Consider the following 8466-nt stretch of genomic DNA (forward strand, 5'->3'; position numbering starts at 1 on the left):
TCCAGTTGGCGCGATCGATGGATTTTTCGCCCATCGACACCAGCGCGCCGCGCACCACCACGCCCGGAACCACCTTGCGCGCCAAGGCACCGGCCGCCACCCTGGCTGCCGTCTCGCGGGCCGAGGAGCGGCCGCCGCCGCGATAATCGCGCACGCCGTATTTGACGTCATAGGTGTAGTCGGCATGGCCCGGCCGGTATTGGCGGGCGATCTCTCCATAATCCTTTGAACGCTGGTCGACATTCTCGATCAGCATCGACACCGGCGTGCCGGTGGTGATCATCGTCTCGCCGTCCTCGTCGAAGATGAAGCCGGACAGGATCTTGACCTCGTCTGGTTCGCGACGCTGCGTCACGAAACGTGATTGCCCCGGCCGGCGCTTGTCGAGTTCGGCCTGGATGTCTGCTCGAGTGAAGCGGATGCCGGGCGGACAGCCGTCGACCACGCAACCGAGCGACGGGCCATGGCTTTCGCCCCAGGTGGTGACGCGGAAAAGGTGGCCGAACGTGTTGTGAGACATGAAATGACCCTGCCCGGCATCGGAGCCGGCTGAAGATTGCGTTCTATTGGCGTTTTTCACAGGGGTCAAACTGTGATCTGGCGGATTTAGTTTTGACACATTCGGTTGGTTTCTGCTCTGCTCCATCCGCCGTTGAACGCCCGCCGCCATGCCGGCGCAATGATAAAGAGGAACGATCATGCGTACCCTGATTGGCGCCATTGCCGCCACGCTGCTTTCCACCGCCGCTTTCGCCGGCCAGACCGAAGGCCTGATCAAGAAGATCGACAAGGATACGGCGACGCTGACGCTGGATGACGGCAAGTCCTACAAGCTGAACGCCGAGACCGATCTCGACGCGCTGAAGCCGGGCATGGACATCGTCATCGCCTACGATGTGACCAATGGCGAAAACATCGTCACCGACATGGAACTGCCGGACAGCTCTGCCAACTAGAGCTTCCAACCTCAATTGAATGCTGTGTTTGCGGTTCAGCTTTCGCCGAGCCGCCTGCCAATGGCCTAAAGCGTGTCGCGTCTGAACGGATTCAGGCGACCCGCTTTAGGTCTTTGTTTTATGCATGTCGTTCTCCCAAAACCGGGGCCACTTTTGGGCGACATGCATTAAAGCCACTCCAGACTCTTGCCTTCGAGCTTGAGCAGGCGATCCTGCGGTATTTCCAGGTTCGCGGCCTCGTCCTCGGCCAGCCCCAGAACGAAGCGAAACAAGGTGCGCATGACGCCGCCATGGGTCACGCATATCGTCTGGCGTTCGATCGCGTCGAAGCATGGCCTCACCCGTTCGAGCAGCATCTGATAGCTCTCCGCACCTTCGCCGGGCGGCTGAAAGTTCCACTTGTCCAGAGCACGCGTCATGCTCGCTCCGGGATATCCTGTCTCGAGCTCGGGAAAGGTAAATCCCTGCCAATCGCCGAAATTGACTTCGACGAGGCGCGGATCGGTTCGATAGGCATCCGGATCGAGCTTCATCGCGGCGCGAATACGCTGCATCGTTTCGCGCGTCCGTTTCATCGGACTGGCGAGGAAATCGAATTCCCAGGGATTTGGGACCAACGCGGCTAGCCGAAGCCCGTTGCCGGTCGCCTGTTCGCGGCCAAGAGCGTTGAGATCGGTATCGGCCTGCCCCTGAAGTCGCATTTCGGCGTTCCACGCGGTCTGGCCGTGGCGCGCGATATAAACCAGCGGGTACATCAGGTCTTCCGGTGCGGGATCGGGACGGACGACGGTTGGCCGGGCGTTAGTCCTTGACCGTCGAAATATCAGGCGCGTCGACCGCCTTCATGCCGACGACGTGGTAGCCCGAATCGACGTGGTGCACTTCACCGGTGACGCCGCGCGACAGGTCGGACAGGAAATAGACGCCGGAATCGCCGACTTCCTCCTGCGTGACCGTCTGCTTCAGCGGCGAATTGTACTCGTTCCACTTCAGGATGTAGCGGAAATCGCCGATGCCGGAGGCGGCCAACGTCTTGATCGGGCCGGCCGAGATGGCGTTGACGCGGATCTTCTTGGCGCCGAGGTCGACCGCCAGGTAGCGCACGCTGGCCTCGAGCGCCGCCTTGGCGACACCCATGACGTTGTAGTGCGGCATCACTTTTTCGGCGCCGTAGTAGGTCAGCGTCAGCAACGAGCCGCCATCGGTCATCAGCGCCTCGGCGCGCTTGGCTATGGTGGTGAAGGAATAGACCGAAATGTCCATGGTGCGCAGGAAATTGTCGCGCGTCGTCTCGACATAGCGGCCGGTCAGTTCATCCTTGTCGGAGAAGGCGATGGCGTGGACGAGGAAATCAAGCTTGCCCCAGTGCCTGGCGACATTGGCGAAAACCTCGTCCAGGCTCGCCGGATCGGTGACGTCGCAATGGCCGGCGACAAAGGCGCCCAGTTCCGCCGCCAGCGGCTCGACGCGCTTCTTGAACGCCTCGCCCTGATAGGTCAGCGCGATCTCGGCGCCATGGTCGACGCACGACTTGGCGATGCCATAGGCGATCGACCTATTGTTGGCGACGCCAAGAATGAGGCCGCGCTTGCCGGCCATTAGGCCCTGTCCACCCGCCATGTGAGCGCTCTCCGCAAGATTTCAGCTTTGTGGGTTGCCCTATCGCACAGGCACAGAGCCCCTTCAAGCGTCCAAACCGGACAGTTCGGGGGACAAAAGCCGCCGATCAGCCTTTTTGGCCGCGCAACAGCTCTTCGAGCGCGCTGTCGCCGCCTTCCGGCAGCATGATACGCACATGAGCGTAGAGATCGCCGTGGCCGCCGGCCTTTTCCGGCAGGCCTCTGCCCTTCAGCCGCAGGACCTTGTCGGAGCTCGACCAGGCAGGAATGTTGACCGCAAGCCTGCCGGTCGGCGTCTCGACCGGCACCTTGGCGCCGAGCACCGCATCCGCCAGCACCACCGGCAGATCGGCGTGCAGGTCGCGGCCCTCGATGCGGTAGCGTGGATGTCGGCGCAGATGGATCTTGACCAGCGCGTCGCCTGGCTGGCCCGGCCCCTGCTCGCCTTGGCCCTTGAGGCGGATGGTCTGGCCATCCTCGACATAGGCCGGCAGCTTGACCGCCACCTTGCGGCCATCGGGGAACATCGCCGTCACCTTTTCGGCGGTCGCCGCTTCCTCGATGGTGACGTCGAGCGTCACGTTCAGATCGGCTGCTGTCGCCTGCTGGCGGCGATCGCCCGTGCCGGGACCGCGCGCGCCCGAAAAAGTGTCGCCAAAAATCTGGCTGAAGATGTCGCTGTTGCCGTCGAACGGATCGCCACCCGGTCGGCCGGAGCGGAATTCGAACCGCGAACCGCCCGGACCCTGTTGCCGGCGAAAGCCGCCAAAGGGATCGCCGCCACCGGCAGCGCCTTCAAAGCCCTGGAATCGCGGCTTTCCGTCGGCGTCGATCTCGCCGCGATCGAAAGCGGCGCGATTCTTTTCGTCGCCGACGATCTCGTAGGCCTGGTTGGCCGCGGCAAAACGGTCCTTCGCCTTGGGATCATTCGGATTCTGGTCCGGATGATGCTTCTTGGCGAGTTTCCGATACGCCGACTTTATGTCCTTGGACGATGCGTTCCTGGCAACGCCCAGCACCTCATAGGGGTCGCGCATGCTTACTGCCCTGGAGAAGAGTTGAGTCTCTGGTTGCCACCTATATGCGCTCGCATAGGAAGAAATTCCAGTGCTGGAGCAGCATATCAGACGCGGAAAATCAGAGTGCCTTGAAGTCCTGCATGCGCCAGCCGCCGGCGCTGGCCAGGCACAGTTCGCCTTCGAACATGGCAACGCCGTCAAAGCTTTCGCGTGAGGCCTTGAAGCGGCGGCAGGTCTGGCCGTTGTCCTTCAATTCCGCCAGGTCGGTGATGGAACCGCGCGAACCGGTGCCGGCATTGGCCCACGGCACGGCCTGCCCGCCGAGCTGCTCGATGTCGGCCGAGGAAACCGCATTGCCGATCGTCGTCTGGTCGGAGTCGCGATCCAAATTGGCCGGCGCGGCCGAAGCAGACGTGCTGCTGGTCAGGATCGAGCGGTCGACTTCGGCTTTTTCCAGGCTGAAGCCGCCGGCGCCACACGCGGCAAGCGGCAAGGCGACCGCCACAATCGCGGCTTTCGCGCTGGCCGAAGCGATAACGCTCCATTGCCTGCTGTCAAAAGCTTGCGCGATACGCGACAATCGGCAGCCTCCCCCTTGCTTCGTAAAGAATCTTGGTTTTGTAAGAATCTTGGCTTCGTGACAATTTGAGAAAAACTATGAGTGACACTGAGTTAACAAGCGGTGACTTTACCGAGGCTGCCGAGCCGTTTCGCCTCTTTGCCGCATGGCTGGACGACGCCACGAAAAGCGAGCCGAACGACCCCAACGGCGTGGCTCTGGCGACCGTCGATGCCGACGGCATGCCGGATGTGCGTATGGTGTTGCTCAAGGGGTTCGATGAAAGCGGGTTTGTCTTCTACACGAATTTCGAGAGCGCCAAGGGCCAGGAGATTCTTGGCAGCATGAAGGCGGCGATGTGTTTCCATTGGAAGTCGCTGCGCCGCCAGGTGCGCATTCGCGGACCGGTGGAGATCGTCAGCGACGCCGAAGCCGACGCCTACTATGCGACACGGCCGCGCGGCAGCCGCATCGGCGCCTGGGCCTCGAAACAATCGCGGCCGCTGGAAAGCCGCTTTGCGCTGGAGAAAGCGGTGGCGGAATACACGGCACGCTATCCGATCGGCGAAATCCCGCGGCCAAAGCACTGGTCCGGCTTCCGCATCGTGCCCAGCACCATCGAGTTCTGGCACGACAGGCCGTTCCGGCTGCACGACCGGCTCGTTTTTACGCGCAGTGCGAAGGACGGCTGGGACAAGACACGGCTTTATCCCTGAGGCTCAGGCCTTCTTTCTCGTCATGAACGCGGTGAGTGCGGCGCGCGCCTCATCGGACTTCAGCCGCTCGCGAAAATGCTCGCTTTCCTCGCCGATGCGGGCGACGAGATCGTCGCGCGAACCACGCATCAGGTTGCGCGCGATCTTCAGCGCCTGTGGTGGCTTGGCGGCGATCTGGCCGGCTGCCGCCAATACCGAAGCCTCCAGCGCTGCTTCCTCGACCACCTCGTAGATCAGGCCGGCGGCCTTGGCGCGCTCGGCCGAAAAACCCTCGCCAAGACCGAGCAGCGCGAAAGCGGCTTGCTGGCCCAGAATGCGCGGTGCCAGCAGGCTCGATCCCGCTTCAGGCACAAGGCCCAGGTCGACGAAAGGCGTCCTGAACACGGTGCGTGGCGTGGCGAAAGTCAGGTCGCAATGCAGGTTGAGCGTCGTGCCGATGCCGACCGCGATGCCGTCGACGCCGGAGACCATGGGTTTTTCGACCTTGGCCAGCGCCATCAGGAAATCCCAGACTTCGGTGCCGCCGTCGCCGCCGGTGGCGACGACCATGAAGTCGGCAAGGTCGTTGCCGGAGGAGAAGGCGCCGGGCACGCCGAGAAAGACATGGACGCGGATGGCCGGGTCGGCGTCGCCCTCGGCCAGGGTTTTTGACATTTTCGCATACATGGCGCGCGTCAGCGCGTTCTTCTTGTCCGGCCGATTCATGCGGATGATCTGGATGGCGCCCTGGCGCTCGACGAGGATAGGGTCTGTCACGGTGTTTTCCTTGTGAAACGTCAGGCAGAGACGAGCGTCTTGCCGGCAGCGGCGAGGCTTTCGGCGCCATCAATGACGCGCGCCCTCAAGGCGCTGACCTCGCCGAGCAGGTTTTCGGCAAAGAAACGGCAAAGCGCTATGCGGTTGTGATCGGCAAGAGCACCGCGCGCCAGATAGGCGCCGCCGGCGGCAAGCGAGATCAGCCTGAGATAGGGCGTGGCGCCTGCCAGCGCCTCTTCCGATCGGCCATCGGCCGTCAGTTTTTGCAGGAAGCGGGTCGCTTCGCTGAGATCGCCAAGTGCCGCGTCGAGAGCGTCGGCGGTGCGGCCGAAACCCTGCATGTTCGAGGTCCGCACCGCTGCGGCCATATCAGCCAGTTCGGCGATGTAACCATGCACATGGTCGCCACCGCCGAGCGGCAGCTTGCGCATCACCAGATCGATCGCCTGGATACCGTTGGTGCCCTCGTAAATCGGGGCGATGCGCGCATCGCGATAGAAGGCGGCCGCTCCCGTCTCCTCGATGAAGCCCATGCCGCCATGAACCTGGAGGCCGAGCGAGGCAACCTCGACGCCGATATCGGTCGAGAACGCCTTGGCCAGCGGCGTCAGCAGATTGGCGCGATCGCGCCAGTATGCCGCCTCGTCACCGGCGGAGACACGGGCCATGTCGATGGCGTGGGCACAGGAATAGCTGATGGCGCGTGCGGTCTGGGTCAGCGCCTTCATGGTCAACAGGTTACGCTGGACATCGGGGTGATGGACGATAGGCGCCATACCCGTGCCAGTGTAGCTCGCGGCCTTGCCCTGCCGGCGCTCATTGGCATAGGCGATCGCCTTCTGCGTTGCGGCTTCCGCGACCGCCACCCCCTGCATGCCGACACAAAGCCGCGCATTGTTCATCATGGTGAACATGCAGGCGAGCCCCTTGTTCTCCTCGCCGATCAGCCAGCCGACGGCGCCGGGTTCGGCCCCTTCGAAGCCGTCGCCATAGATCATGGTGCAGGTCGGCGAGGCATGGATTCCGAGTTTATGCTCAAGTCCGGAACAGAAGACGTCGTTGCGGGCACCGAGCGCGCCATCGTCGCCAACCAGGAATTTCGGCACCAGGAACAACGATATGCCGCGCGTGCCGGCCGGCGCATCGGGCAGCCTTGCCAGCACGAGATGGATGATGTTGTCGGTGAAATCGTGCTCGCCATAGGTGATGAAGATTTTTTGGCCGAAGATGCGATAGCTGCCGTCACCCGCCGGCTCGGCGCGGGCGCGCAAGGCGGCGAGATCCGAGCCGGCTTGCGGCTCGGTCAGATTCATCGTGCCCATCCACTCGCCGGAGACGAGCTTTTCGAGATATTTGGCCTTGAGGTCTTCGGAGGCGTGTTTGTCGAGCGCCTCGACCGCGCCCATGGTCAGCGTCGGGCCGATGCCGAAAGCCATGGCGGCGGAGTTCCACATTTCGAGCGCGGCCACGCCGAGCATGGTCGGCAGCGCCTGGCCGCCATATTCCTCAGGCCCCGAGAGCGCATTCCAGCCGCCATCGATCCAGCGGCGATAGAGTTCCTTCCAGCCGGGCGGCGTGGTGACGGCGCCGCCTTTCAGCACCGCACCCTGCCGATCGCCGATCGTGTAGAGCGGTGCGACCTCTTCGGTGGCGAAACGGCCGGCCTCACCCAGAACGGCATCGACCAGGTCCTCGCCGAGATCGCCGAAGGTGCCGGCATCGAGCGCCGACTTCATGCCGGCCACGTGCTTGAGCGTGAAGGCGATATCCTCGACCGGTGCCCTATACATGCCGCCCACTCCTCCTGATTGCATCGGCCTGCCCAACCCTAGAACCGGTGCCGCTGCAAAACCACCCGCCGTATCAGCGGTCTCCCATCTTCTTTTTACGTAAACGTCAAATTTTGTCACGCGGATTTTGCAATCGCGGCGGCGCGTATTAAGTTCAACCCATGCCGGATCAAGTCGACCGGCGATGGATCAGACCAGCCAACCGGAACCGCCTATGCTTGCCAGACCCGACGCCTACCGCTGCATCGAATGCGGCCTGCCCTATCGAGCGGAGGGGTTCTGCTACCATGGGGGCAGACTGGACCATGGTGCCGCCTACTGGTCGGATCGCGGCATTTTGTGCTCGCCGCAATGCTCGCTCGCCCACCACCGCAAACGCGCCGCCGAAGGCACGCTGCGGCAAGAGCCGGCGCCTGACCCGTTTGAATTCTAGCGGCTGATGCGTGGCCAGCTTTTCTGAGGCCAGCCCCGAAAGCACTTCCTTAACCATAGCCGTTCAGGATTTGTTTTTGGTCAACGGGGATTCCCTGTTTTGAAAAGGACGGCGCACCTCCTTCGCCGCTTGAAGAGTGTCGTACCGACACCCTTCAAGCCTCTGTTTCCTGCGCATGTCGTTGCCCCAAAACCGCTGCACACTTCTGGCCGGCATGCGCTGGCGATCCTCGCTCTTGCGGCGACGATGGCGCTTTCGACGGCGGCAACGGCCTCGGATTTCTCCGAGCCGTGGAAGAACGCCGACCGCGCTCTGGTCGTCGATGCCTACGAATATAATTCCATCGACTGGGCCCAGCTCGCCACCGACAAGCGGATCGTGGGCTTCATCAACAAGGCCTCCGACGGCGTGCCGCCCCCTATTTCTGCTTGGGCAACGACATTGAGGTGAAGCTTTGCAAGGCGCTGTGGAAACGCCATGCGGTGACGCGCGAACTGTTCCAGACGCGCCGGGTGGTGGCCAAGGCACTCGGCCTGAAATGGGGCGCCTATCACCTTGCCCGTCCCGGCAATCCGGTCGAGCAGGCCAACAATTTCCTCGATTTCGCCGAGCCTGCGC

At 62.9% G+C, this 8466-nt stretch carries 9 protein-coding genes and 2 pseudogenes; 4 read left to right on the forward strand and 7 right to left on the reverse strand.

What is annotated here, in order from left to right; all coding sequences use genetic code 11:
• Positions 1 to 520 (reverse strand): annotated as a pseudogene (locus EOC06_RS43385) (chorismate synthase); the annotation flags it as partial.
• A 178-nt stretch (positions 521 to 698) separates the two neighbouring features.
• On the opposite strand from EOC06_RS43385, the gene EOC06_RS24355 reads away from it, so the two are divergent.
• A complete protein-coding gene (locus tag EOC06_RS24355; RefSeq protein WP_128308984.1) occupies positions 699 to 956 on the forward strand; it encodes a DUF1344 domain-containing protein in 258 nt (85 codons plus the stop codon).
• Between the two features lie 167 nt (positions 957 to 1123).
• Here the strand turns inward: EOC06_RS24355 and EOC06_RS24360 are convergent, their stop codons facing one another.
• The 4 genes from EOC06_RS24360 to EOC06_RS24375 all read right to left on the reverse strand — a co-directional run bounded on the left by EOC06_RS24360 (position 1124) and on the right by EOC06_RS24375 (position 4174).
• Positions 1124 to 1711, reverse strand: a complete 588-nt coding sequence (locus EOC06_RS24360) for a histidine phosphatase family protein (RefSeq protein WP_127268176.1) — start codon at positions 1709 to 1711, stop codon at positions 1124 to 1126.
• Between the two features lie 46 nt (positions 1712 to 1757).
• Positions 1758 to 2576 (reverse strand): enoyl-ACP reductase FabI, encoded by an 819-nt coding sequence (gene fabI, locus EOC06_RS24365; protein ID WP_127268175.1) that lies wholly within the window; start codon positions 2574 to 2576, stop codon positions 1758 to 1760.
• 106 nt (positions 2577 to 2682) lie between these two features.
• Positions 2683 to 3612, reverse strand: coding sequence for a DnaJ C-terminal domain-containing protein (locus EOC06_RS24370; RefSeq protein ID WP_128308985.1), 930 nt, complete (start codon positions 3610 to 3612; stop codon positions 2683 to 2685).
• Between the two features lie 100 nt (positions 3613 to 3712).
• Positions 3713 to 4174 (reverse strand): RT0821/Lpp0805 family surface protein, encoded by a 462-nt coding sequence (locus EOC06_RS24375; protein ID WP_027035968.1) that lies wholly within the window; start codon positions 4172 to 4174, stop codon positions 3713 to 3715.
• A 77-nt stretch (positions 4175 to 4251) separates the two neighbouring features.
• Between EOC06_RS24375 and pdxH the strand changes: the two genes are divergently transcribed.
• Positions 4252 to 4869 (forward strand): pyridoxamine 5'-phosphate oxidase, encoded by a 618-nt coding sequence (gene pdxH, locus EOC06_RS24380; protein ID WP_127270335.1) that lies wholly within the window; start codon positions 4252 to 4254, stop codon positions 4867 to 4869.
• A gap of 3 nt (positions 4870 to 4872) precedes the next feature.
• Here pdxH and EOC06_RS24385 read toward each other — a convergent pair whose 3' ends face one another.
• Both EOC06_RS24385 and EOC06_RS24390 read right to left on the reverse strand, forming a co-directional pair.
• Positions 4873 to 5625, reverse strand: a complete 753-nt coding sequence (locus EOC06_RS24385; protein WP_128308986.1) for a crotonase/enoyl-CoA hydratase family protein — start codon at positions 5623 to 5625, stop codon at positions 4873 to 4875.
• A 20-nt stretch (positions 5626 to 5645) separates the two neighbouring features.
• Complete coding sequence (locus EOC06_RS24390) at positions 5646 to 7415, reverse strand: acyl-CoA dehydrogenase (protein WP_128308987.1); 1770 nt, start codon at positions 7413 to 7415, stop codon at positions 5646 to 5648.
• A gap of 214 nt (positions 7416 to 7629) precedes the next feature.
• On the opposite strand from EOC06_RS24390, the gene EOC06_RS24395 reads away from it, so the two are divergent.
• Positions 7630 to 7848 carry a hypothetical protein gene (locus EOC06_RS24395; protein WP_013532811.1) on the forward strand — a complete coding sequence of 73 codons (219 nt, stop codon included), beginning with the start codon at positions 7630 to 7632 and terminating at the stop codon, positions 7846 to 7848.
• Between the two features lie 246 nt (positions 7849 to 8094).
• Positions 8095 to 8466: pseudogene (locus EOC06_RS43390) on the forward strand (muramidase); the annotation flags it as partial.

The organism is Mesorhizobium sp. M7A.F.Ca.MR.362.00.0.0, assembly GCF_004023175.1.
Taxonomy (GTDB): Bacteria; Pseudomonadota; Alphaproteobacteria; order Rhizobiales; family Rhizobiaceae; genus Mesorhizobium.